This is a genomic window from Paenibacillus sp. LS1, from assembly GCF_026013365.1.
Lineage (GTDB): Bacteria > Bacillota > Bacilli > Paenibacillales > Paenibacillaceae > Paenibacillus.
This window is the reverse complement of the sequence record NZ_JAPDOE010000007.1, coordinates 113,571-136,288: the sequence shown is the minus strand read 5'-3', so window position 1 is coordinate 136,288 and position 22,718 is coordinate 113,571. Positions and strand designations below refer to the sequence as shown.

26 protein-coding genes are annotated in these 22,718 nt (G+C 46.8%); 19 read left to right on the top strand and 7 right to left on the bottom strand.

Features of this window, described 5'->3' with window-relative positions; all coding sequences use genetic code 11:
* Window positions 1-73: 73 nt before the first annotated feature.
* The 4 genes from OM416_RS22305 to OM416_RS22290 all read right to left on the bottom strand — a co-directional run bounded on the left by OM416_RS22305 (window position 74) and on the right by OM416_RS22290 (window position 3,412).
* Window positions 74-751, bottom strand: a complete 678-nt coding sequence (locus OM416_RS22305; RefSeq protein WP_264933126.1) for a succinylglutamate desuccinylase/aspartoacylase family protein — start codon at window positions 749-751, stop codon at window positions 74-76.
* Between the two features lie 96 nt (window positions 752-847).
* Complete coding sequence (locus OM416_RS22300) at window positions 848-1,816, bottom strand: ATP-binding cassette domain-containing protein (protein WP_264933325.1); 969 nt, start codon at window positions 1,814-1,816, stop codon at window positions 848-850.
* 22 nt (window positions 1,817-1,838) lie between these two features.
* Window positions 1,839-2,639: an ABC transporter permease gene (locus OM416_RS22295; RefSeq protein WP_264933125.1), complete on the bottom strand. Its 801-nt coding sequence runs from the start codon at window positions 2,637-2,639 to the stop codon at window positions 1,839-1,841.
* Window positions 2,636-3,412 (bottom strand): ABC transporter permease, encoded by a 777-nt coding sequence (locus OM416_RS22290; protein WP_264933124.1) that lies wholly within the window; start codon window positions 3,410-3,412, stop codon window positions 2,636-2,638. The genes OM416_RS22295 and OM416_RS22290 overlap by 4 nt, the downstream gene beginning before the upstream one ends.
* A gap of 306 nt (window positions 3,413-3,718) precedes the next feature.
* On the opposite strand from OM416_RS22290, the gene OM416_RS22285 reads away from it, so the two are divergent.
* The 10 genes from OM416_RS22285 to OM416_RS22240 all read left to right on the top strand — a co-directional run bounded on the left by OM416_RS22285 (window position 3,719) and on the right by OM416_RS22240 (window position 12,773).
* Window positions 3,719-4,570, top strand: a complete 852-nt coding sequence (locus OM416_RS22285) for a DegV family protein (RefSeq protein WP_264933122.1) — start codon at window positions 3,719-3,721, stop codon at window positions 4,568-4,570.
* A 206-nt stretch (window positions 4,571-4,776) separates the two neighbouring features.
* Complete coding sequence (locus tag OM416_RS22280; RefSeq protein WP_413775818.1) at window positions 4,777-5,442, top strand: response regulator transcription factor; 666 nt, start codon at window positions 4,777-4,779, stop codon at window positions 5,440-5,442.
* On the top strand, window positions 5,439-6,371 hold the full coding sequence (locus tag OM416_RS22275; protein ID WP_264933120.1) for a sensor histidine kinase: 933 nt from the start codon (window positions 5,439-5,441) through the stop codon (window positions 6,369-6,371). Before OM416_RS22280 ends, OM416_RS22275 begins: the two co-directional genes overlap by 4 nt.
* A gap of 126 nt (window positions 6,372-6,497) precedes the next feature.
* The gene (locus OM416_RS22270) at window positions 6,498-7,421 is read left to right on the top strand and encodes an ABC transporter ATP-binding protein (RefSeq protein WP_264933118.1); all 924 of its coding nucleotides are present in this window, start codon (window positions 6,498-6,500) and stop codon (window positions 7,419-7,421) included.
* A complete protein-coding gene (locus OM416_RS22265; protein ID WP_264933116.1) occupies window positions 7,414-8,112 on the top strand; it encodes an ABC transporter permease in 699 nt (232 codons plus the stop codon). Before OM416_RS22270 ends, OM416_RS22265 begins: the two co-directional genes overlap by 8 nt.
* A 105-nt stretch (window positions 8,113-8,217) precedes the next feature.
* Window positions 8,218-9,030 (top strand): bifunctional hydroxymethylpyrimidine kinase/phosphomethylpyrimidine kinase, encoded by an 813-nt coding sequence (thiD, locus tag OM416_RS22260; protein WP_264933114.1) that lies wholly within the window; start codon window positions 8,218-8,220, stop codon window positions 9,028-9,030.
* A 251-nt stretch (window positions 9,031-9,281) separates the two neighbouring features.
* Window positions 9,282-9,962 (top strand): response regulator transcription factor, encoded by a 681-nt coding sequence (locus tag OM416_RS22255; protein WP_169481435.1) that lies wholly within the window; start codon window positions 9,282-9,284, stop codon window positions 9,960-9,962.
* On the top strand, window positions 9,959-11,707 hold the full coding sequence (locus OM416_RS22250; protein ID WP_264933110.1) for a sensor histidine kinase: 1,749 nt from the start codon (window positions 9,959-9,961) through the stop codon (window positions 11,705-11,707). Before OM416_RS22255 ends, OM416_RS22250 begins: the two co-directional genes overlap by 4 nt.
* Window positions 11,708-11,728: 21 nt before the next feature.
* Window positions 11,729-12,274, top strand: a complete 546-nt coding sequence (pssA, locus tag OM416_RS22245) for a CDP-diacylglycerol--serine O-phosphatidyltransferase (protein ID WP_076333600.1) — start codon at window positions 11,729-11,731, stop codon at window positions 12,272-12,274.
* Window positions 12,275-12,287: 13 nt separating this feature from the next.
* Window positions 12,288-12,773, top strand: coding sequence for a DedA family protein (locus tag OM416_RS22240; protein ID WP_062836407.1), 486 nt, complete (start codon window positions 12,288-12,290; stop codon window positions 12,771-12,773).
* A 288-nt stretch (window positions 12,774-13,061) separates the two neighbouring features.
* Here OM416_RS22240 and OM416_RS22235 read toward each other — a convergent pair whose 3' ends face one another.
* Together OM416_RS22235 and OM416_RS22230 are read right to left on the bottom strand one after the other, a co-directional pair.
* On the bottom strand, window positions 13,062-13,715 hold the full coding sequence (locus OM416_RS22235; protein ID WP_264933107.1) for a transcriptional regulator: 654 nt from the start codon (window positions 13,713-13,715) through the stop codon (window positions 13,062-13,064).
* Window positions 13,716-13,932: 217 nt separating this feature from the next.
* Window positions 13,933-15,123 (bottom strand): cation:proton antiporter, encoded by a 1,191-nt coding sequence (locus OM416_RS22230; RefSeq protein ID WP_264933106.1) that lies wholly within the window; start codon window positions 15,121-15,123, stop codon window positions 13,933-13,935.
* Window positions 15,124-15,502: 379 nt separating this feature from the next.
* On the opposite strand from OM416_RS22230, the gene OM416_RS22225 reads away from it, so the two are divergent.
* The 6 genes from OM416_RS22225 (at window position 15,503) to OM416_RS22200 (ending at window position 19,137) form a co-directional block, all read left to right on the top strand.
* On the top strand, window positions 15,503-16,075 hold the full coding sequence (locus tag OM416_RS22225; protein ID WP_017692198.1) for a DUF420 domain-containing protein: 573 nt from the start codon (window positions 15,503-15,505) through the stop codon (window positions 16,073-16,075).
* A 72-nt stretch (window positions 16,076-16,147) separates the two neighbouring features.
* Window positions 16,148-16,891, top strand: coding sequence for a 2,3-diphosphoglycerate-dependent phosphoglycerate mutase (gpmA, locus tag OM416_RS22220; RefSeq protein ID WP_264933103.1), 744 nt, complete (start codon window positions 16,148-16,150; stop codon window positions 16,889-16,891).
* Between the two features lie 216 nt (window positions 16,892-17,107).
* A complete protein-coding gene (locus OM416_RS22215; RefSeq protein ID WP_165980418.1) occupies window positions 17,108-17,278 on the top strand; it encodes a hypothetical protein in 171 nt (56 codons plus the stop codon).
* A 180-nt stretch (window positions 17,279-17,458) separates the two neighbouring features.
* Entirely contained in the window at window positions 17,459-18,367 is a 909-nt protein-coding gene (locus tag OM416_RS22210; RefSeq protein ID WP_264933100.1) for an aldo/keto reductase, read from the top strand.
* A gap of 85 nt (window positions 18,368-18,452) precedes the next feature.
* Window positions 18,453-18,779 (top strand): thioredoxin family protein, encoded by a 327-nt coding sequence (locus tag OM416_RS22205; protein WP_017692202.1) that lies wholly within the window; start codon window positions 18,453-18,455, stop codon window positions 18,777-18,779.
* Between the two features lie 175 nt (window positions 18,780-18,954).
* Entirely contained in the window at window positions 18,955-19,137 is a 183-nt protein-coding gene (locus OM416_RS22200; RefSeq protein WP_264933097.1) for a hypothetical protein, read from the top strand.
* Between the two features lie 269 nt (window positions 19,138-19,406).
* Here OM416_RS22200 and bacA read toward each other — a convergent pair whose 3' ends face one another.
* On the bottom strand, window positions 19,407-20,216 hold the full coding sequence (bacA, locus tag OM416_RS22195; protein ID WP_169481443.1) for an undecaprenyl-diphosphate phosphatase: 810 nt from the start codon (window positions 20,214-20,216) through the stop codon (window positions 19,407-19,409).
* 214 nt (window positions 20,217-20,430) lie between these two features.
* Between bacA and OM416_RS22190 the strand changes: the two genes are divergently transcribed.
* From OM416_RS22190 to OM416_RS22180, 3 genes are all read left to right on the top strand, one after another.
* Entirely contained in the window at window positions 20,431-21,063 is a 633-nt protein-coding gene (locus OM416_RS22190) for a TetR/AcrR family transcriptional regulator (RefSeq protein WP_076333597.1), read from the top strand.
* Between the two features lie 115 nt (window positions 21,064-21,178).
* Entirely contained in the window at window positions 21,179-22,030 is an 852-nt protein-coding gene (locus tag OM416_RS22185; RefSeq protein WP_264933094.1) for a substrate-binding periplasmic protein, read from the top strand.
* Between the two features lie 32 nt (window positions 22,031-22,062).
* Window positions 22,063-22,707 carry an amino acid ABC transporter permease gene (locus OM416_RS22180; RefSeq protein ID WP_017692207.1) on the top strand — a complete coding sequence of 215 codons (645 nt, stop codon included), beginning with the start codon at window positions 22,063-22,065 and terminating at the stop codon, window positions 22,705-22,707.
* Window positions 22,708-22,718: the final 11 nt, after the last annotated feature.

Genomic DNA, 22,718 nt, shown 5'->3' with positions numbered 1-22,718 from the left:
GAGAGCAACTGAGGATGTACTTCGGGCGTTCTCTGCTTGGAGGTTTCTTTTATTTGTATCTTCATGATCTCAATCAAGACATGCCCGCTTCACGTAGAAAATGGTGCACAATCTCCGTCTGATACTTGATACGTGTCGCGCGTTTCAGACTCCAGCAGGTCTCAACCGTAACAGAGCGGGCTTGCAATATTCTTGAAGCTGCTGTACGAGCAGATCCTGGTAATTCATGCTGCTTGAGGTTAAAATGACGATCACGCATCGCAATCGACCGGTTCATCCGTTCGATAACTCTCCTGCAGGCCGGAATCGTCCGACTGCCGGGATTGGTAATCAGCGTTTGTCCGAGCACTCGCGAACTAAGCTGCGATAGGCCGTTGGCTTCATGCAGATCGAGCCACCAGTCGGCCCGATGTTCACGCGCCAGCTGAAAAACCGCTGCAGCCAATGAATGCTTGGCCTTACCCGACATACGACGTGGAAACGTACGATTTAGATCTGGCTTGCCTCTGATTTTCTTTGCGTAGGCTTGCTGGTTCACCCGTGGCACGATAATCAGCAGCCCTCGCTGAATGACAGGGCGACCCGTCGCACAATCATCTGCGAGCTTTTGTGCAGCGGCCATACTCGCTGTTTCATTCCCGTGAACCCCGGATGTAATGAACATCACCGGTCCCGGCATCATGCCACGTACGATGTAATAGGGAGTAGCGTGTGCGCTGGATGCTGCCAGTACATGTTTGGTCACAAGCATGACGCTTCACCTCCGCTATTACAGTACGTCATGTCCCTCTTTCATGTAACGGCAGAAGAACAGGTCTTCATCCAATTTCATCACAAAATGGGCCGACTAGTACACCCGATGAATGATATCTTCAAAATCAGGTTCTTTCATCTCTACATCTTCAATCTCACCCCAATGTTCCAACTGTTTGAGAATGTCCATTGTGCTCCATTCCTTACGGTTCACTTGGGTGGTGACGATCTGTCCTTCCACTCCTGTAATCTGTATCGCAGACGACACAACATCTGGGATGTGAAACGCGCCCCGGAACGTTACCCGAATCAACGTAGGCAGTCCGATGGTTTCGCGAAGCGATGAGATCGTGCCGTCATATGTCAGTTGACCATGGTTAATCACCATGACCCGGCTGCATAACTGCTCAATGTCGTCCATGTCATGTGTGGTCAGCAAAATCGTTTTGCCAAACGTTTCATTTAATGTACGTAGAAATTGGCGAATGTTCCGCTTTGCGTTTACATCCAGTCCAATCGTCGGTTCATCGAGAAAAAGCAGTTCCGGATCATGCAGCATGGAAGCTGCGAGATCTGCACGCATGCGTTGTCCAAGCGAGAGCTTCCGGACAGGCGTGGCCCAGAACGATTCAAGGTCCAGCAGCTCGGCGAACTGGGACAGCCGTCTCTTTTTGTCCTCGGCACGGACGCCGTACATCTCGGCCAGAATATCATATGAATCTTTCACGGGCAGATCCCACCAGAGCTGGCTTCGCTGTCCGAACACAACGCCCAGTCGACCAACGGTCCTGCGCCTGTCCTGATGCGGGTTCATACCGCCAAGCCGTACCTCACCCGAGGTCGGGTGGAGGATACCTGTCAGCATTTTGATCGTGGTAGACTTACCAGCCCCGTTCGGACCGATGTAGCCTACAAATTCCCCTGGGCCGATATCAAAACTGATATCGCGTACCGCTTCCTTGGACACATATTCACGTGAAAATAACGTACGTAACCCGGAGAAACGTCCTTCGCGAATAACAGGAGTTTTGAATTCCTTTTGCAGATGCCGTGCTGTGATCATGTTCATGATTCGTTTCGCCTCCTTAGCTACCTGTACTTTGATATTTGGTCATTCCGAATTGCCAGAAACGCAGACTTGCAGCCAAGCTCAGTATGGCAACTGCCGCAACAGCTACAAGAACCCAAGCTCCACCTTCACCCCGTAACAGGTAGAGTGACGGAATGTAGTTGACGAAGCCCACTGGAATCACCGTTAGCAGAATGCCAGACATCCATTTGGGATATAACGTTAGCGGATATTGGGCAGCCGTTCGTGCTGCATCTTCCGTGATCGTCTGTAGCTCCTCAATGCGTGTGGTCCAGAATCCGAGTGTGGCGGTAGCGAGTCCAATGGAAAAGAGAATGACTGCCCCCGTCAGGATGATGAACAGGGAGAAAGGAATGGCAGTCCAGCCGATCTGTCCGCTGTGCATCATGCCTGCCAGAGACCAACAGAGAATGAACCCACCTTGCAAGACTTCCCCAGCCATGATGCGAAAGTTCTGCGGTAGCAGTGCCAGCAATACGGGCATGGGACGGGTTAACAGTTGATCAAGCTCACCGCCTACCAAGTATTTTTCCAGATGATGAACCTCGTTGCCGAATGTGCGGTACAGTGTTTTGGATAACGTCATGATGGAGAAGAGATAACCAATTTCATGCAGGGACCAGCCTTTAATGGCTCCGAATTTGTGCAGCACCAGAGCAACCATCAGAAACTCGGAGATCTGTATTAAAGCGGCCAGTACGGACGCCATGATAAAATTGAACTTGTATTGCATCCGGCTGCGGATGCTTGTTTGAATGAGCATTTTATATAAATTGAACCAGGAAGTTTGCTTCATCCGCCCTGCACCTCCACTTTACGACGTAACACTTGAGTGATCGCAAGACAGATCAACGTCATGAAGACACACCAAAGCAAGGTTCCCCATAGCAAGGAGCCATCTTCGAAACCAAGGTAGATTCGGGTAGGTACATAGAGCAGGAAAGGGTAGGGTGATAGCCAGGCCAGTTGTTCCAGCCAGTCCGGCAACCATTCTAGCGGAATGAAGAAACCAGCCAGCAGATTCATCATGGCGTGATTGCCCCAGTGAAGCCAGGAAGATTCCGTGGTCCACATCGACGTAGCACCAATGATGTAGTTCATGCAGATGGACAAGTATGCGGCGCCGGCAAGACCAAGTGCGGCATAGAACAACGTTGAAACGTCTGAGGGCCAATCCAGGGAAAAGACAATGGAGAAGAGCAGGTAGATCGGAATACTTTTGTACACGAACTGGTAGGCAATTTGCCCCCATTCGCGTGCCATAAGGTGGGTGAACAGGTGAACAGGCCTCATCAGATCCAGTGCGATCTGCCCTGTCCTGACGGATAGGGGAATACCTAATCCATTCGTGAGAAAACCCGAGATCCAGAGAGAGGATTGCGTGAACGCAATGTAACTGATCATCCCCTGTGTCCCGTATTCTCCGAGCGTGTGATCGGCCCCGATGCCGATCCAGAGGCAGGCGTACATGTAACCGAACATGGCGCTTGCCAAGTTATGGACCATGTGTGCCCCGCGGTATTGCAGATTCCGGGAGTAGGCTTTGGAAGCCAGAGTGAAATAAAGCATGTGACACCTCCGATAAGTGGATTGAACGGCTTTTCCGTTCACTTCAGTCAAGGCGAAAAAAGAGAGAAGGACAACAGCATACCAATTTATTCCTTCACAGGCAAGACATTTTTTTAGCTAAAAATGGAATTAACAGGGTTGTTCATGATTGCGCCACAAGACAACGGTCTGTCCGTTCCTTTATAATTGAGAGGTAGTATCGCAAACGTTTACAATGTGAAATATTCAAATTTTAAATAAACCGCCGGGCCTGTGCCTGACGATTGAGGATACAGAACGAACAATCCGGCAAGAGAGAAGGATGTCATGAAGAAAATTGCATGGGTCACCGATAGTACCAGTACACTGGATCCCGTTTTTGCGGAGCAGAATCATATCTACATCGTACCGCTGCGCATCGTATTTGGAGAAGAATGTTACCGGGAAACCGATGACATTACATCTGAAATGTTCTATGAGAAACTTGCGGAGGCTTCACGTGCGAGCAGTTCGCAGCCGCCCATTGGCGAGTTCATTGAACTGTATGAGTCGCTCAAAGACAAGTACGATGAGATTATTACGATTCATTGCTCTACTGCGCTTAGCGGAACGCTGCATACGTCTATGCAGGCTGCAGAGATTGCAGGAGTGACGGTGACCGCAATTGATTCAAAGGCAGGTGCCTACCCTCACCGTGAGATGATTATGCAAGGACTGGAATGGCAGAAGCAGGGATGTTCGGCTGCCGAGATCAAAGTAAATATTGAACAGATGATTGATAACATGTCCTTTTACCTCATACCGGCCAGTCTCCAGCATCTTCACCGCAGTGGCCGGGTGTCGGGCACACAGCTGATCATCAGTCAACTGCTCAAGATCCATCTGTTGCTTCGATTCGAAGAGGGCAAAGTGGTTGTGAATGAGAAGATTCGCACGTTCAAGCGGACGAAAGAGCGCATGCTGGATATGCTCAAGCTGGATGTGGAGAAAGTAAAGCATGTGTGCATTATGCATGCGAACAATCAGGAAGAAGCCGTCACGATCAAGAAGCAGATTGCCAGTCTGCTCCCTAAATTAAAGACCGAAATCATGCCATTCATCCCTGTAGTAAGTATCCATGCAGGCGCAGGAACCATTGGACTGTGCTGGATACACAGCGAGAACGGATATAGAGATTAGACGCACAAACCTTCATCTATAGACTCTCATAGACCTGGCAGGAAACACACTTGATGTCAAAGTGGTGATCCTGTCAGGTTTTTTCGTATGTCATTGCCAATTCAAACAAACTGTGAGGTAATAAAGGAAAAAATGTTCATGTTGGAGGGGAACTCGTGTCAAGTCACCGCTTGTTGCTTGTGGAAGATGATCGTTCAATCAGTGAGATGGTCGGACCTTATTTGGAAAAAGAGGGCTATGACGTCACGTATGCATATGACGGCTTAGAGGCAGAACGTCAGTTCAGCCAGTCACAACCGGGGTATGACCTGGTTATTCTGGACCTAATGCTGCCTCACAAGAGTGGGATGGATGTGTTGCAAACCATTCGGGCAGTCAGTTTGGTGCCTGTGCTCATTTTGTCTGCGAAGGATGGGGAAGTGGACAAAGCACTGGGGCTTGGCTTCGGCGCTGACGATTATCTGAGCAAACCCTTCTCATTAATTGAGTTGACTGCTCGCATTAAAGCTGCCATTCGCCGCGCCAATTATATCGCTCAGCCTGTGGCTGAAGTGGTTAAAGATCAGCGTATTTACCTCGGAGGGCTTGTGGTCGACATGGAGACATACGAGGTGGAACGTGAAGGTACACCCGTCAAGCTGACGTCCAAGGAATTTGGCATTCTGAAGCTATTGGTTACCCATCCTGGTAAAGTATTCACCAAGGCCCAAATCTACGCTTCAGTCTGGAATGATCATTATTATGGAGATGAAAATATCATTAACGTGCATATGCGTCGCCTGAGAGAAAAACTAGAGGTGGACCCTTCGGCTCCCCAGTATATCAAGACACTCTGGGGCATCGGATATAAGCTGGAGGCGGAGCAGGCATGACACTGATTTTTGCCATTACAACAGGTATTCTAGCCATTGTGGTCATTGGATTGTGGATGAGATTGCGGGAGCGCAACCAACACCTGTCTTATATTCATCAGAAAATATCCACTATCTTGGATCAAGGTACCTTTGAGCGGTTGCTCGTATTCAATAGTGATGATCAAGTTAGCCAGCTTCTGAAAGACATGAACCAGCTGCTGGACCATGCGCACCGCGCGAAGGCCGGTTATGCGAACCAGGAGAAGGAGATGCGTAACATGCTCTCCAACATTTCGCATGATCTGAAAACACCGCTCACAGTTGTGCTGGGTTATAGTGAGACCTTGCTGCACAGTCCATCATTGACCGATCAGGAACGGAAAGTAATGACGGAGAAAATACAAGATAAGGCGCAGGAAGTTTTGCATTTGATCCATTCCTTTTTCGATCTGGCGAAGCTGGAATCTGGAGACACGGAGCTGGTGCTTAGTCGAGTTAATATAAGTGAATTAAGTCGGCTGAAGATGCTCTCCTTTTATGAAATGTTGACCAATCTCGGATTACATGTGGAGCTGGAGATACCTGACGGGGATATCTTCGTGCAAGCGAATGAAGAAGCTCTGGACCGTGTGCTGGATAATCTCATTACCAATGGGATGAAATATGGAGCAGAAGGTAAAGTACTGGGGCTATCGCTCGAACATTCGACAGATGGACCTGTGACGCTACAAATCTGGGATCAAGGAAAGGGGATTCCTGAAAGTGAGCATAGTCGTGTGTTCGAACGCATGTATACCCTGGAGGATTCCCGCAATCGACTCTATCAGGGCAGTGGCCTTGGTCTGACGATCACGAAGCGGCTAGTGGAGCGGATGGGTGGAAGTATTCATTTACATAGTGTGCCATATCAACGGACTGTATTCTCGGTTATCTTAAAGGCTTGGTAGAGCCTGTTTTGGGGTTTCAAGTCAAGCTTAAGGTTTTTGTAAGATTTGATTAATAAAAAAGCAGACTTTTCTCTTTACAATACAGATATAGGAACCCGGACAGGGGACGTAAAGGAGAACAAGACGATGACTTATATCGCACGAACGATAGATGTGACCAAAGTATATGAAGGGGTAGAGGTTGTATCCAACGTCAATATGAATATTAAGCAAGGTGAGATCTATGGGTTTCTCGGTCCGAATGGTGCAGGCAAAACAACCATCATGAAGATGCTGACCAATCTCGTCAAACCAACAACAGGGGAAATTGAACTGTTTGGGGAAAAGCTTACACCTACATCCTATGAAGTGTTGAAACGAATGGGCAGCATTATTGAATATCCTTTTTTCTATGATAGACTATCTGCTCGTGAGAATCTGGAGCTTCATTGTGAATACATGGGGTTCCACAATAAAAAGATCATCGACAACACGATGGAAACGGTAGGGCTGAAGGATACGGGCAAGAAACCGGTCAAGGACTTCTCCCTGGGTATGAAACAGAGGCTGGGATTGGCTCGTGCACTTATAACCACACCCGAATTGCTCATTCTGGATGAACCGATCAACGGATTGGACCCAGTAGGGATCCGGGAGATGCGAGATTTGTTCAAGCGCCTTAGCAATGAGTATCGCATTACCCTGTTGGTCTCCAGTCACATTCTTGGCGAGATAGAGCAGATTGCCGACACGGTTGGTGTCATTCGCGACGGTCGATTGGTGGAGGAAGTATCGATGGAGAGCATTCGTGGAAGTCAAAATGAGTACATCGAGTTACAAGCGGTAGATATTCGCAAAGCGACCTATGTCATTGAACATCAGCTTGATTTGAGTAATTATAAACTGGTCGATGACCATACGTTACGCATCTATGATCCGGGAATCATTCCATCGGAATTGAACACCAAGCTGATTCAACATGGCATTGAGATCGAATCGATATCCAAACGGGCTCATTCCCTGGAAGAACACTTCATGAAGCTGGTGAAAGGGGATGAAGACGTTGCTTAAATTGATCAGGCTTGAGATGCGGAAGCACCGCTTTGCACGGAATTTTGCAGTTGCAGGTATTGCCAATGTAGGCATTCTTCTTTTTCTGATCATGATTGGATTTGTGGATATGGGAGCAGAAGATTATGCCTATGCCAGTTACGAGACCGCCTTTATGATTATCGATACGTTTGTGAGAGCGACGTTTATCATATTTGCAGGTACTTTATTATCCAAGCTGGTGATCAGTGAGTATAAAAATAAAACGATGAACGTCATGTTCACCTATCCAATCCAGCGTCATAAAATCATCGCTGCCAAATTGATTATCGTGTTCGTTTTTACATTTGTGATGATTGTGGTTAGCGATCTGTTGATGGGTTCACTACTATTCATTGCTAATCAATTCTACAGCTTCATTCCTGGCTCATTAACGAATCAGGATACACTGGGATTTCTGTTGAAGTATGGTATAAGTTCCTTATCGGCTGCGAGCATGGCACTCATTCCCTTATTCTTCGGTATGCGTAAGCATTCAGTAACAACAACAATGATCTCGTCCATTCTGTTGGTATTGATTGTCTGCTCCGGATTCAGCGGGTCGGGAGGTTCCATTCATTCGCTTATTGTTATCCCGCTGACCCTTGGAGCTGTAGGTATATGGATTGCTTCGATGTCCATGGTACGTTTGGAGACCAAAGATGTGAATTGAATCATTAGGAAAACCATGCTCTGTGTGGCTTCAGATGCCATTGACATCCGCTCGTACAAGGGATAGGATAATGTCAACTGAGACACAAAGGAGAATACAACTACCATGACGATTCCAAAAACATTAACAATAGCTGGTTCGGACACGAGCGGCGGTGCAGGGATTCAAGCTGATTTGAAAACTTTTCAGGAGCTGGGTGTGTATGGCATGACCGTACTGACTACGGTTGTGGCAATGGAACCCGATACATGGGATCACCAGGTCTTTCCTGTGGAATTAAATGTAGTTGAAGCCCAGCTTCGCACTGTTCTGGACGGCATCGGTTTTGATGCAATGAAGACAGGTATGCTCGGTTCTGTAGATATTATTGAACTGGTAGCGAAGCATATCCGCCGCAGTGGCCTGCCACAGATCGTTATCGATCCGGTAATGGTCTGCAAAGGTACGGACGAAGTACTGCAACCGGAAAATACGGAAGCAATGATCGAATTCCTGTTGCCAGGTGCCGATCTCGTTACACCTAATCTGTTCGAAGCATCCCAACTGGCGAAGAGTGGACCGATTCGCTCCAAGGAACAGATGGAAGCAGCAGCAGCAGCAATTCATGCCCATGGTTCGAAGCATGTTCTGATCAAGGACAGAGGTGTGATCAATCCGGGTAAAGCAATGGATCTACTCTATGATGGAACCAACTACGAATGGTTTGAAGCCGATGTTGTCGGCTCCGGATATACGCATGGTGCGGGTTGCACGACGTCTGCGGCTATTACCGCAGGTTTGGCTCGTGGTCTTTCAGTGAAAGAGGCTGTTCGTGAAGGGAAAGCCTTCGTGACCAAAGCGATTGCCGGCGGATTCCCGCTGAACCGTTTTGTTGGTCCGACACTGCATGTGGCACACCGTCTGGAGCATCAACACTAAGTGTTACCAGTGAGCACGCAGTCGTGCATCACGTCTGGTTAACACACTTCGATTTCATTCAAGTAGCTGTCAACGAGCAGGAAGATTGCTCGTTGACGGCTTCTTTTTTGTGCGAATTTTGATAAAAATTAGTAACTTTTGGCTTATATTAATCGTATATATCATGGAGTTCATTCCAAAACATGTCTGGACACATGAACGACACATGGAATAGGTATGTTATCAACAGAAATTGAAAAGGAGAGTCGGTCATGATCAGAACGGTGCTTCTGGTGGAAGATGAAAGCCGCATTCGTGAGATTGTGGCCGATTATTTCATAAAAGAACAATGGAACGTCATAGAAGCAGAACATGGAGTACAGGCATTGGAACTGTTGGCTCTGCATGAGGTAGATCTGGTTATTCTGGATGTTTTGATGCCTGAAATGGATGGATGGACATTATGCGGGCATATTCGCTCCCAATCGACCGTACCTATTATCATGCTGACTGCGCGGTCTGAGGATGACGATAAAATTCATGGATTCCAGCTGGGCGTAGATGATTATGTCACGAAGCCATTCAGTCCACGTGTGCTGGTTGCACGTGCAGAGACATTAATGAAGCGGGTTGAAGGTTCATTTGGACGAGAGCAGGGTGTGATTCGCTTCGGACAGGTAACCCTTGATCCATGGGCTCGGCGACTGGAGAAGGACGGCATTGAAGTGGAGCTTGCACCAAAGGAGTATGATCTGTTGCTCTATTTGGTACGAAATGCAGGCATTGTATTGTCCCGGGATGCCATCCTGAATCGGATCTGGGGATTTGATTTTGAAGGGGACTCACGTGTTGTGGATACTCACATCAAGAAGCTGCGCAGCAAATTAGGTGATGAAGCCAAGTGCATTCGGACTGTAATTGGCACCGGATATCGTTTCGAGGCAGAAGCATGAGAAGAAATGGCGTAACAATGAAGCTTTTTCTGGTGATGGCAGGATGTCTGGTACTTTTATACGGAACGACGGTTTTTGCCCAGTTGGTCTGGTTTCCCGACTTTTATCAGCATCAGAAGGTCAGCAGTATGAAGAAAAAACTGTCCAAGTTCGAACAGCAATATTCCAATGGACATTGGAATGATTTGCAGCTTGCGAAGGAAACCGGGAAGTTCATGCGTCAGAATCAGTCACATCTGGTCATTCTGACGAATACCGGAAGATTGGTTAATGACCCGTTCCACATTACGCTGCTTCAGGAGGACGGGAGTCAGGTGAAGGTGTCCTTGTCCTTGTTTATCAATAGTGAGAATGCAGGCTGGATTACATCCCATCTGAAATATGGGCAGGAACTGAAGGTGCGAGGCCCGGCGAGCGGGTCCATGGTCTACCCATTCAAAATCCAGGATGCCACTTCTGCTGCATGGGGAACAGAAAGCTTTCAGGAATCGATTGAGCCAGTGAAGGAATGGTCAGGTGTATTGACCGAGGTGGTTCTTCCCAATCTGGCAACGTGGAGTCAGAGACAGGGACTGCTGGTGCAGGCACTGGATAGCCGCTTCCCTTTGTCCACCGAAGACCAGCTTGCCTTGGCGAATGGCAAAATGCTCAATGAAGAATGGACGGATAGCTGGAGTGGTGTTCGGAATGTCATCACCATTGCTCCAGTGCATCGTTCAGGACCTGAGCAACAACTGATCTTCTCGCTTACTTCTCTACAAGAGATGAGGGAAGCGAACGAGGCAACACGTTTGTTCTATGGGTATTTTGGTATTGGCGCATTTATATTGATTCTGTTACTGGCATTGCTTCTGTCCCGAATCGTAACAAAGCCGCTGCTGGCTCTGAACCATGTCGCCAAGAAAATGTCTACGCTGGATTTCACGGTGAAATCACCTATCCGGCGTAATGACGAAATCGGCAGTCTGTCCAATAGTTTGAATGCATTATCGGGGACTTTGGGTCAGACATTGGAAGAGTTGAGGCAGGCCAACACGCAGATGCGTACAGATATGGAAATGAAGCAGCAGATTGAACAGCGTCAACGCAAATTTTTTGCCGATGCATCGCATGAACTCAAGACACCAATCAGCATTATCAAAGGGTACTCCGAAGGGCTGAAGGATGGCGTGAGTGAGAGCAAACGGGAGCGTTACATTGAGATCATCGCCGATGAGACCATCAAAATGGAAACAATGGTTGAAGAGATGCTGGATCTGGTGCGACTGGAATCTTCAGCGGTTCAGCTGAATACGGATGCTGTTGCACTGGCTGACATGATTGAAGATATCGCCGGCCGTCTGGGTCCGCAACTGAAGGACAAAGGACTGGATGTGGTGCTTGTATCCACAACAGAGCAGACGGTGGAAGGTGACCGGAGCAAGCTTGAGCAAGTTATTTTCAATATCATGATGAACGCTATACGCCATGCGATACCACATACCGATATAACTATTGAGATCAGCAGACGTGACGGTTTGGTTCACATTTCCATTGAGAACAAGGGCGAGCAGATTGCTGAAGCTGAGCGGCAGTATATATGGGAGAGGTTCTACCGGGTAGAGCGCTCACGTAATCGCAAAATGGGGGGAACCGGGCTCGGGCTGGCCATTGCGAAGCAGATTCTTGATCTGCACGGGTGCAGTTATGGAGTGGAGAATACACCGGATGGAGTCCGTTTTTATATTATTTTTCCTAAAGCCTAGTACGAAAGGGAGTCAAATCTTATGAAGTCTTTACCATCGATTTTAACCTTGGGGAATCTGAGTTCAGGCATGCTGGCAGTCATTATGGCTATTCATGGTGAATTTGCCCTGGCTGTGATGATGATATGGGTAGCGATGTTCTTTGATCTGTTTGACGGGTTTGCGGCCCGCAAATTGCATTGTGAGGGTGAGTTCGGCAAAGCCCTGGATTCGCTTGCGGATGTAGTTTCATTCGGAACAGCTCCTGTGCTGATTCTGTATCTGAATTCCATGAATGAAGTGAGCGTGCTGGGGATGGCACTGACCGCATTGTTTCCGGTTTGCGGTGCATTGCGGCTGGCTCGTTATAACTGTCAGAAGACAGCAAGCAGTGGTTTTGTCGGGATGCCGATTACATTTGCAGGGGGGCTGATGTCCTTTTTCGCGCTTTGGAGTCCTTATTTCACGCATGGTGTAGCTTATCTTGTCATTATTGTACTATCCGGTCTCATGGTGAGCCAAATCCGATTCCCATCACTAAAACAAGTGCTAGCCTCTCATGAGAAGGATATTGTGGAACCGAAATAAGGAGCGAGTCAGTATGGAATTTGCAAAAGAATTTATTGGTCAATATGGTTATTTCGCAATATACGGACTACTGGCTCTTGGTGTCATTGGCATGCCGATTCCGGATGAGGTGATGATGACGTTTGTCGGATATCTCGCCTCCATCTCGGTATTGAATTACTCCGTATCCATCGCCGTCAGTTTCGGTGGCGCATTTACCGGTGGGCTGCTCAGCTACATGATCGGCAAGAAAGCGGGCAGGCCGCTGGTTGAAAAATACGGCAAGTGGGTCGGCGTCAACGCCAAACGATTCAGCAGGGTGGAGTCGTGGTTCCTCAAATATGGATATTGGTCCATCATCCTGGGTTACTTCATTCCAGGCATTCGTCATCTGATGTGCTGTTTCTCTGGGATTAGCAAGATGGCAATGGGCAGGTACGTTCTCGTATCAGGCATTGGTGCATTTGTATGGTGTGTTGTCTTTATCTCCATTGGTTTTTATGTCGGTGTGTTAACTTAAAATGGGACAGCCTGTTGCAACAACGGGCAAAGATCGAAGACCTCTTGAGTGTAAGGTGGTCTTTTTTTGTTTTTCTATGTATGGTCGGAGACACTCCTTCAAAACTCTAACGAACTCAGATGAGCTTATTACCTAGATTTGAGCAATTTTGAAATTCTAACGAATCTCAGCCACCTTATTTCACGAAAAAGCTCGCAAAAGTGTCCAGTTTTACTCCATATCATTACAATAAGGTGTCCTGAGTTCGTTAAAAAATGGATATGCCCCATATCGACGAAATAGAGTGTCTCAGGTTCGTAAGATATAGGTTCGATATCGTTGAGTGCCACTAGCGACATTTAATACTTGTTGATCCATCAGGCTATGAAGAACTCTTCGAGCATGCTGATCTGTGATCCGCAGGTGAATTGCTAGTTCTGATGGGGCAAATGGACGGATGATGCGTCTGGCATAACGAACAGTTTCGGCTTCAAGCCAATTTAACGTTACCGGAACGTCCGTAGCAATAAATTTCCCCATAAAAGACAGCACAAGCTGTTGGCACCGTTTCGGTTCGTCTTTTATGGAGAGATAAGCGATCGGCAGAAAAATCCAATCATCAAGCGTTAGCAGACAATGCCGCCAGCATAAATCTTTAAAACGCCGTACATCCAGATCACGGGCATGTGGCCCGTATCCTTGAATCTCAATACCTCCTTTAACGCCGTTACCTGGCAGATAAGCCAGATCCAGATACCGGTAGCCGTTATGAAAGTCCCGTACCTCCCATTCCGGTTGCAAATGATTAAAGTTTTTCATCACCGGAAACCAGACTGAACGCAAAAATTCCAATGTGCCATGTTCAAGTCCATTTTCTAGTCTGGACAGCACTCTGGGGTTCGTTTCCTTCTCCAAAAGCGAGTGCATCCAAACTTCGTAAGCCTCATCAAAATCAATGCTCATCGTCTTCATCTCCTCTAAAAATAAAATAAAACGAATGTGAACAGGGCTTCAGGTCGTCATGTGAAAATACAAAAAGCCGCTCTGACCATTTCCAACCTTCGCGTTGAAGGAGAGAATGGATCAAAGCGGCGTGTGCTTCACGACCAATATATTGCATATCTAAAGCAAGTATAGCTTTAAATACAGAATAATTTCAATACCTCTCAATTAACTACAGTTACCCACTTAAATGAGATTCTTCAATTCCTCTTTCAACTCGCTTTTCCCCTTTTTTGCGAGCAAAGGTGATTTTGAGGAGTGGTGGAGTGACCAGTGTAGTTACAATGACCATGATCACGACGCTCGTGAAGTATTCCGGATCAAGTAATCCGGAAGCAAGTCCGGTTGAAGCGATAATGAGCGCAACCTCACCTCTTGAAATCATTCCTGAGCCAATGGCCAATGAAGATGCCATATTAAATCCGGTCAGTCGTGCACCGGCTCCTCCACCGATCAGTTTGGTTACAATGGCGATGAGGCTTATAACGATAATAAACCAAATCTGTGAACCTACACCATCAAAGGTGACATTTAAGCCGATACTGACAAAAAACACCGGAACAAAAATTCCGTAGGCAATCGGTTCCAGTTTGGTTTCGACTTCATGTTTGAAGTTAGTTTGAGAGATGGCGATACCAGCGGCAAATGCACCAATGATTCCAGCAACACCCATCCACTCTGCGAAGTAGGAGAATCCGAAACAAATGATCAGTCCCGCAGTAATGACGGTTTCGGTTACCTTCAGTGGTGCCATCCACTTCATGATGCGTGGAACAAGGAACCAGCTGGCAGCGATGATGATAACAAAGAATAACAGCTTTTTACCAATGAGCAGAGTGATTGAAGTGTCTCCTCCACCTGTACCTAACAAGCTCATCATCACGGCGAGAATAACGACGACTAGGACATCATCGACGACAGCTGCACCAAGGATTGTTGTACCCTCACGAGAGCTGAGTTGATCCATGTCTTTCAGTGTCTGAACCGATATACTGACGGATGTGGCACAGAATAAAAGTCCAAAGAACAGTGCGTGTGTCTGTGACATACCGAAGGCTATGGCCGAACCGTATCCTCCGATAAATGGTAAAATAATACCGCCCACAGCAACCGCAAAGGCTGCTTTCCAGTTTTTCTTCAATTGCTCCAGATCTGTTTCCAGTCCGGCAATGAACATCAAAAGTAATACCCCGATCTCCGCCATATAATGCACGAAATCACTTTGTTGAACCCATCCGAGCAGGGCGGGTCCAAGAATGACACCAACAATCAGTTTCCCCAATACCGAAGGTTGACCCAGTCTTACAGACAAGTCTCCGGCGAGCTTCGTAAAGATCAAAATAAGTGCAAGAACCAAAATAAATTCCATAGATGTGCTCCTCTCCAGCAGTAGCGTTTATAGGTTTACCTGTCCAAGGGGGGATCATTCCAAGCCTTTAGAACAAAAAAAAGGCATGAAAACGGCGCTTGTAAGAGTGCCGCTTTTATGCCTGAAAAAAGACAAAGAGGGCCCTTGGTGACAGGCTCCTCCAGTTTCAACGCGTATGTGATTAATTGCATTAATTATACCACAAAAGCAGGCTGGGGTAAATGGCAGCCAGATTGGATTTGATTGAAAATGGCCGCAAAGGGGCATTTTATAGGGGAGTGCAGCGGTTTTTGTTCAGAGTGTTGTCACTTAACAGCCCGGAATTGCCGAGATATAATGATATAGAACATAGAAGTTAGGATATGAGGAGGATTTTGCATTGGGCAAAAATAACAAAGGGGAACCGAACATTCCATCCCCGACGAGCAATAAAAATTTCGCAGGCATCATTATCACAATTTCCATTCTTGCTAATGTCATTATTTTATTACTGTTCTTCGCACCGTCCATTGGTTACAAAGGTGATGTAACCTTTGATATTACGGTGTTACCGAGGTTTAATGCCGTGTTTAACAGCTTTACCTTCATCTTCTTGCTCGCAGCGCTTATTGCTATTATCAAGCGGAATGTGAAGCTGCACAAACGATTTATTCTTGCTGCATTCTCAACAACGTTGTTATTCCTCGTGACATATCTGACGTTTCATTACCTTTCTCCAGAGACGTCCAAATACGGCGGCGAGGGCATCATTCGTTCCATTTATTTCTTCATCCTGATCACCCATAGCATACTGGCAGCCCTCATTGTTCCATTGGCGTTGTTCACACTCGTGTGGGGTTGGACGAATCAATTGAAGAAACACCGCAAAATTGCACGTTGGACGATGCCAATCTGGCTGTATGTGAGCTCTACAGGTGTCGTGGTATACCTGATGATGGCACCATATTATTAATGTGATGAATGTTTCACTGTGCTAATTAGTTTGACTTGCGGGTAATGTTTCCATGGAAGGAGGTTCACGCTTATGTACAGAGTTGTTTTGATTCGCCATGGACAGAGCATGTGGAATGTAGAGAATCGATTTACCGGTTGGACAGATGTGGATCTGACGACGGATGGTTACGCAGAAGCTCGTAAAGCAGGGAAGATCATGAAGGAACAGGGGTTTGATTTTGATTACGCCTATGCATCTGTGCTGAAACGTTCTATTCGAACACTCGATATTGCGCTGGATGAGATGGACCTCATGTGGATTCCCATTACGAAGACCTGGCAGCTGAATGAACGCCACTATGGTGCACTGCAAGGACTGAACAAACAGCAGACTGCCCTGAAGTATGGGGAAGAGCAAGTGAAGGAATGGAGACGCTCCGTTAGCGTATCTCCCCCGGCACTGGACGAAACCGATGATCGATATGTGCAGGATCTAGACAAGTACAAGCGGCTCGGGTGCACCATTCCGTTTACGGAGAATCTGATGGATACATCGAAGCGTGTGCTGGAGTACTGGAATGCGGAGATTAAACCGATGGTGTCGGCCGGCAAAAGAGTGCTGATCTCTGCGCATGGTAACACGCTCCGTTCACTCGTCATGCATCTGGACCAATTGTCCGAAGCAGACGTGATGGCGCTCAACATCCCAACAGGCATTCCGCTTGTTTATGAGTTGGATGAAGATCTGCATCCCATCGGTCACTTCTATCTGACCGCGGATGGTTCGACCTACAAACATGAAGAAATGACTCATGTGGCAGCGCCGTCTGATTAATTGGACATGGACATATGTCTTAATTGTGTGAAAGCTTGTTTGACTTATCTCGTTCGGTTGATGTTTCAACAGGACGATTGGAAGATGACCGCTGAATTGAATTCCGTGGTCATCTTTTTTTTGCGCGATCAAGCTTGCACTTCGTTTCGTTTTGCTCCCACAGGGTAATTGTCAAACAAGACACGATGTACATTTATCCTGAAGGAGGAGAAGCACATGTCTAAAAGAAGAGGAATACTTATGACGGCTATCGGAGCAGGTGTAACTTATCTGATGAGGAACAAACAAGCAAGAGATAAGCTGTTCAGCACCGTTTCGGGTATGATGAAAAGCTCCAATTCGTCGAATGGAACAAGTAAAACCAGACCACGTGTGGAAGTGAAATAGATTGCGATAGTTCACCTATCGATTGAATTAAAATGATGATCATGAGAAACCTGGAGATGAAGTCGTTCCAGGTTTTTTTGTGCAATTGAAAGCCACCTTTTGTTTTGGTGAGGCATGCGATTTTTGCCAGCAAGAATGGTACAATGGATACTTGCAGAACGTATGGAGGGAGATACACATATGAAGAAAAATCGTCTGGGCACATCCGAACTAATGGTGTCTGAGATTGGGCTGGGCTGTATGTCGCTCGGAACCGATATGGAGCCCGCTATAGATCTAATTCATGAAGCTCTGGATCACGGTGTCAATCTGCTGGATACAGCGGATCTGTATGACGAAGGGCGTAATGAAGAAATTGTAGGACAAGCTATTAAGGGACGTCGGGACCAAGTCGTTGTGGCGACCAAAGTAGGTAATCGTCGTATTGCTGGCAAGGAGGGCTGGTCTTGGGACCCATCCAAAGCCTATATCAAGCACGCTGTACATGAAAGTCTGAAACGACTGCAGACCGATTATATCGACTTGTATCAGCTGCATGGCGGAACCGTGGACGACCCCATCGAAGAGACGATCGAAGCGTTTGAGGAGTTGAAGAAAGAAGGACTCATCCGGTATTACGGTATCTCTTCCATTCGCCCCAATGTGATTCGGGAATATGTGAAGAGGGCATCGATCGTCAGTGTAATGAACCAGTATAGTGTTGCTGACCGCAGAGCAGAAGAAGAAGTGCTGCCTTTATTGGAACAAAAGGGGATCAGCGTAATTGCCCGTGGACCTGTAGCTAGCGGTGTGCTCGCTGATTCCGGATCTGCCAAGGCAGATAAAGGTTATCTGGATTATACACCAGAGCAACTATATACCATTCGGCAAGGGCTAAGTCGTCTGGTCACGGATCAACGCAGCATGGCTCAGACGGCTATTCGCTACGCGTTATCCCATCCTGCCGTAGCAGCAGTTGTCCCTGGTGCCAGTTCAAGAGACCAGTTGCTGCACAATATTGCCGCTTCGAATTCACCCGCGCTCACAGCTGCGGAAATTCAGGAAATACGGGAGCTAAGTCCCGCTAATCTGTACAAGCAGCATCGTTAACTTCAGTAAGACTATTTTCAATTGTAACTATACAAGGTACAATGAAGATCAGCCAAAAAAGGAACATATAAGGGAGAGAAGACATATGGAAAGAATTCAAAGTGAACAACAATATCTCGATACAATTAACTCTGATGGTTTTACCGTCATTAAATTTGATACAACCTGGTGTCCGGATTGCAAAAACCTGGATCGTTTTATCGGGGATGTTATCGACCAGCATACGGATAAAACCTTCTATGCTCTGGATGCAGAGAAGTTCCAGCCGTTTGCCGAAGAGAATGGCGTACGCGGCATTCCAAGCCTGCTCGTTTTCCAGAACGGCAAGAAGATCGCACATCTGCACAGTAAATGGGCAAAAACACCTGCTCAAATCTCCGAGTATCTGGAGACGCTTGAATCCAAAGTTTAAGCATACGAAGACCCTTCTTGTCCCGTGACAGGAAGGGTTTTTTCTGTTTCATTCCAGCCTGCCTGACATGCATCCGAATAAGTGAAGCTGAGGAACAACGCTTGTTTAGAATTTGTTCAGTGCTCCCATGTATACTGTGAGAACAAACTGAATATTTGGAGTGAACAAGATCCGTATGAAGAATGAAATTTTTGAAGAAATGCATCAATTAAGTCACAATGATGACCGAAGATACCGATTATTGATGATCGGAGTAAAGCAGTTACTACAGGAACAAAAAGAGAATAGATATAATCTGCTTGAGAGATTAAAGGCTCGGAAGAAACAGCGGAATATTCAAGTGAAAGAGTGGTACTAAGTCAGATTGCTTTTCAGAAGTGAATATGAATCTGGATGTCCATAATACATAGTAAACCTAATCGATATTATCAATGATCCACCCGAGCAAAAGAAGGAAGTAATGAAGAATACGACTTCTTCTAATTACAGATATTCCTGTCTCTGAAGCACCAACAGAACCATCAAGAAACAGAAGCATAGCACAGAATATAAAATATGGCGGCCTCGTTCCGAATGGAATGTAGGCCGCCATTGATTTTGCCTGTCTACTAAATTGAATTGTAATGATTACATCAAAATAATAAAGAACACGGCTGCCAAGACGAAGCGATATACAGCGAAGACGGTCAGGCTCAATTTTTTCAAAATGGACAAAAACGTCTTGATCGCCAGCATGGCGACGATGAACGCAGCGATGAATCCAATCGCAAAGATTGGGAAATCACTACCGTTCAGGTGATCGATACTTTTGTACAGGTCATATCCCGTAGCACCAATCATAATCGGCACAGACACGAGGAATGTGAACTCGGCAGCGGCTACACGGCTTACCCCTGCAAAAAGACCGCCTGAGATCGTTGACCCGGAACGGGAGAAGCCTGGCCACAACGCCAAGATCTGAAATAGTCCCACCACAAATGCCTGTTTGTAGGAAATATCATCGACATCATGGGTAGTAATTCGGGCACTCTTGCGACTCCAGCGTTCGGCTACAATCATCAATATACCACCAATAACGAGGCTGTACAGCACTGTCTCCGGACCAAATAAATGTGCTTTGATCCAGTCGCGGAATACAAGTCCGATGACTACGGCAGGAACCATCGCCAAGAAGATATGTCCCAGATTAAGGCGGCGGGAGTATGACCTTGTCCCTCCGGTGAAGCGGAACATATCAATGAATTTGTTCCAGTACAGTACTACAACAGCAAGTACAGCTCCGAGTTGAACAACCACCTCAAACGTTTTGACTGACTCGTTGTCCTCCGATAAACCCAGCAAGTGGGCGGTCAGAATCATGTGTCCAGTAGAGGACACGGGCAAAAACTCAGTCAAACCTTCGATGATGCCCATAATAATGGATGATATAATGTCCAATTCTCTTCCTCCTTGAAATGCAGGTGACAGCACAGGCTATCCTGCTTGACCATGCCTGTTCATTTGAACAAGACTATCACCTATTATGATCACAAATGCGCTCAACTTCAACTTATGCTTGTAACCATTTGTTTAAAACTATATTGACAAAAACCTAGTTATCCCATAGGATATAACTTAACTGACTGACTGATCAATCGGGAGGGTTACATGAATGACCAAAATTAACGGTTTGGAACCCGGTGAAGAACGCCGGGACCAAATAATTCGCATAGCGATGGAGCGATTTGCAACCCAGGGCTACCATCAGACGAAAATTTCCGATATCGTCCGTGAAGCGGGTGTTGCGCAGGGAACGTTCTACTGGCACTTCAAGAGTAAAGAAGCCATTGCTTCGGAGATTGTATTAACGGGCAAGGAGAAGTTACTTGAGTCAATTGGGCAAGGATACCGCAAGGATGCCGGATCAGTAGAGGATATGGTGAAAGCATCGGAAAGGCTATTCACCGACTTGTTCTCATTTGCTGCGCAGAATCGTTATTTTATGGAGCTGTTGCTCAAAGGCATCGTGACCGAAGAATCCGTACAACGTCTGGTCGAGGAGACACGTAATGCCGTCGAGACAGCGTTCCGTCACAATATGGAACGTGCCATCGAACTCGGCATGTTGCCTCAGGACATGGATGTGCCGCTTCGGGCCGCATTGTTGGTAAGCATGATTGAAGGCATGATATCGCGATGGTTGTTCGGCTCGGATGAGTTGCACAGCAAGTTCTCGGCCATGACAGCTTCATCACTGGCAGCTGAAGCAGCAAGCTTTGAGTTTTACGGACTCCTGGGCACATAAGATTCACATGATTAAGCAAGTAACAGGGAATAATGGTACAACTGCGGTTTCATGACAATGAAGTAACCCAATGTACACCAAGAGATGAATACACGAATGAGAGGAAGTTAACGTAATGAACAACACATATGGATCGAAAACTCGTAAAGGCTGGTCTTTGACAGCGATTCTGCTGATGACCGTGCTGGTACTTAGCGCTTGTGGAAGTAAGGCAACAGACAATGGAGGCACGAACGGTGCGCAGGCAAGTAATGAACTGGAGCAGATCAAGTCTGCTGGCGTTATCAAAGTGGGCATGATGGGCACATACGCACCATACAACTTCCTGAACGATAAGAAAGAAATGGATGGCTACGATGCTGATATCGCACGTGAGGTTGCGAAGCGTTTGGGAGTTGAGGTTGAATTTGTATCCCAGGAGTTCTCCGGTCTGACACCTAGTCTGCAAGCTAAAAAGCTGGATGCCATCATCAGTCAGATGACGATTACTGATGATCGTAAGAAAGTATTGGATTTCAGTGATCCGTATATCACGAACCAAGTTAAAATCATTGTCAAAGAAGACAATAACGATATTACCAAGCTGGAAGATTTCAAAGGTAAAACCATTGGCGTAGGTCTGGGTACGAATGATGAATCATATTTGCGTAATGAAGTGTTGCCGAAAGTGGGCGACTTCACGATTAAAACCTATGACGATGTCATTTCTTCACTTAAAGACCTGAATGCTGGGCGGATTGATGCAACAATCAACAACATGTACGCACTGAAACCAATTGTGGATGCCAATGGACTCAATATCAAAGCTGTAGGTGAAGCGATTAAAAGTGACCAAGCAGGAATTGCTGTACGTAAAGACAACCCGGAACTCGTAACTGCACTGAATGATGCTCTCAAAGGCATGAAAGATGATGGCACGTACAATACCATTTTCAAAAAATGGTTTGGTGAAGAGCCTGCGCAATAATGAACCTGCAAGGCGAAGGGAAGATTTGACCCATGGAACTGGTATTTGAGAATATCCCCTTCTTTCTGAAGGGGGCTTATTATACGCTGTATGTAACTGTGATCTCCATGTTTTTTGCCTTTATCATCGGCGTGCTTGTTGCGATTGCTCGTCTGAAGGGACCGATGTGGCTTAGGTTGATCGCAAGGTTTTATGTATCCATCATGCGGGGAACCCCGCTGTTGGTGCAATTATTCGTCATTTATTACGGATTGGTCGATTATGGAGTGACCTTGGGATCGCTCACCGCAGCATGTCTGGGACTGAGTCTGAATGCAGGTGCGTTTCTGTCCGAGACGTTCCGTGGAGCCATTCAGGCTGTACCTAAAGGGCAGACGGAAGCTGCATACGCAACGGGAATGACACCGGCTCAAGCGATGAGACGTATTATCTTTCCGCAGGCTGTGCGCATTGCAATTCCGCCGATGGGGAACACCTTTATTGGCATGTTGAAGGAAACGTCACTTGTGGCGGCGATCGGTGTTACCGAGTTGTTGCGTTCAGCACAACTGCTGGTATCACAATATGCATTGAATATGCCGTTTTATCTGGCCATCGGTGTGATCTACTGGATTATGAGTATCGGCTTCTCGGCCATTCTGGAACAAGTGGAGCGCCGGCTGGCCCGCGCTTACTGATAGGAGGAGAG

Coding starts and splice junctions, on each gene's coding strand:
- OM416_RS22305 (WP_264933126.1), bottom strand. CDS start 751: ATGCTTGTGACCAAACATGTACTGGCAGCATCCAGCGCACACGCTACT.
- OM416_RS22235 (WP_264933107.1), bottom strand. CDS start 13,715: ATGAGCATTGATTTTGATGAGGCTTACGAAGTTTGGATGCACTCGCTT.
- OM416_RS22200 (WP_264933097.1), top strand. CDS start 18,955: ATGAAGAATGAAATTTTTGAAGAAATGCATCAATTAAGTCACAATGAT.
- pssA (WP_076333600.1), top strand. CDS start 11,729: ATGAAGTCTTTACCATCGATTTTAACCTTGGGGAATCTGAGTTCAGGC.
- OM416_RS22185 (WP_264933094.1), top strand. CDS start 21,179: ATGAACAACACATATGGATCGAAAACTCGTAAAGGCTGGTCTTTGACA.
- thiD (WP_264933114.1), top strand. CDS start 8,218: ATGACGATTCCAAAAACATTAACAATAGCTGGTTCGGACACGAGCGGC.
- OM416_RS22230 (WP_264933106.1), bottom strand. CDS start 15,123: ATGGAATTTATTTTGGTTCTTGCACTTATTTTGATCTTTACGAAGCTC.
- OM416_RS22215 (WP_165980418.1), top strand. CDS start 17,108: ATGTCTAAAAGAAGAGGAATACTTATGACGGCTATCGGAGCAGGTGTA.
- OM416_RS22280 (WP_413775818.1), top strand. CDS start 4,777: ATGGTCGGACCTTATTTGGAAAAAGAGGGCTATGACGTCACGTATGCA.
- OM416_RS22285 (WP_264933122.1), top strand. CDS start 3,719: ATGAAGAAAATTGCATGGGTCACCGATAGTACCAGTACACTGGATCCC.
- OM416_RS22255 (WP_169481435.1), top strand. CDS start 9,282: ATGATCAGAACGGTGCTTCTGGTGGAAGATGAAAGCCGCATTCGTGAG.
- OM416_RS22300 (WP_264933325.1), bottom strand. CDS start 1,816: ATGATCACAGCACGGCATCTGCAAAAGGAATTCAAAACTCCTGTTATT.
- gpmA (WP_264933103.1), top strand. CDS start 16,148: ATGTACAGAGTTGTTTTGATTCGCCATGGACAGAGCATGTGGAATGTA.
- OM416_RS22250 (WP_264933110.1), top strand. CDS start 9,959: ATGAGAAGAAATGGCGTAACAATGAAGCTTTTTCTGGTGATGGCAGGA.
- OM416_RS22240 (WP_062836407.1), top strand. CDS start 12,288: ATGGAATTTGCAAAAGAATTTATTGGTCAATATGGTTATTTCGCAATA.
- OM416_RS22270 (WP_264933118.1), top strand. CDS start 6,498: ATGACTTATATCGCACGAACGATAGATGTGACCAAAGTATATGAAGGG.
- OM416_RS22290 (WP_264933124.1), bottom strand. CDS start 3,412: ATGCTTTATTTCACTCTGGCTTCCAAAGCCTACTCCCGGAATCTGCAA.
- OM416_RS22295 (WP_264933125.1), bottom strand. CDS start 2,639: ATGAAGCAAACTTCCTGGTTCAATTTATATAAAATGCTCATTCAAACA.
- OM416_RS22190 (WP_076333597.1), top strand. CDS start 20,431: ATGACCAAAATTAACGGTTTGGAACCCGGTGAAGAACGCCGGGACCAA.
- OM416_RS22210 (WP_264933100.1), top strand. CDS start 17,459: ATGAAGAAAAATCGTCTGGGCACATCCGAACTAATGGTGTCTGAGATT.
- OM416_RS22180 (WP_017692207.1), top strand. CDS start 22,063: ATGGAACTGGTATTTGAGAATATCCCCTTCTTTCTGAAGGGGGCTTAT.
- OM416_RS22275 (WP_264933120.1), top strand. CDS start 5,439: ATGACACTGATTTTTGCCATTACAACAGGTATTCTAGCCATTGTGGTC.
- OM416_RS22205 (WP_017692202.1), top strand. CDS start 18,453: ATGGAAAGAATTCAAAGTGAACAACAATATCTCGATACAATTAACTCT.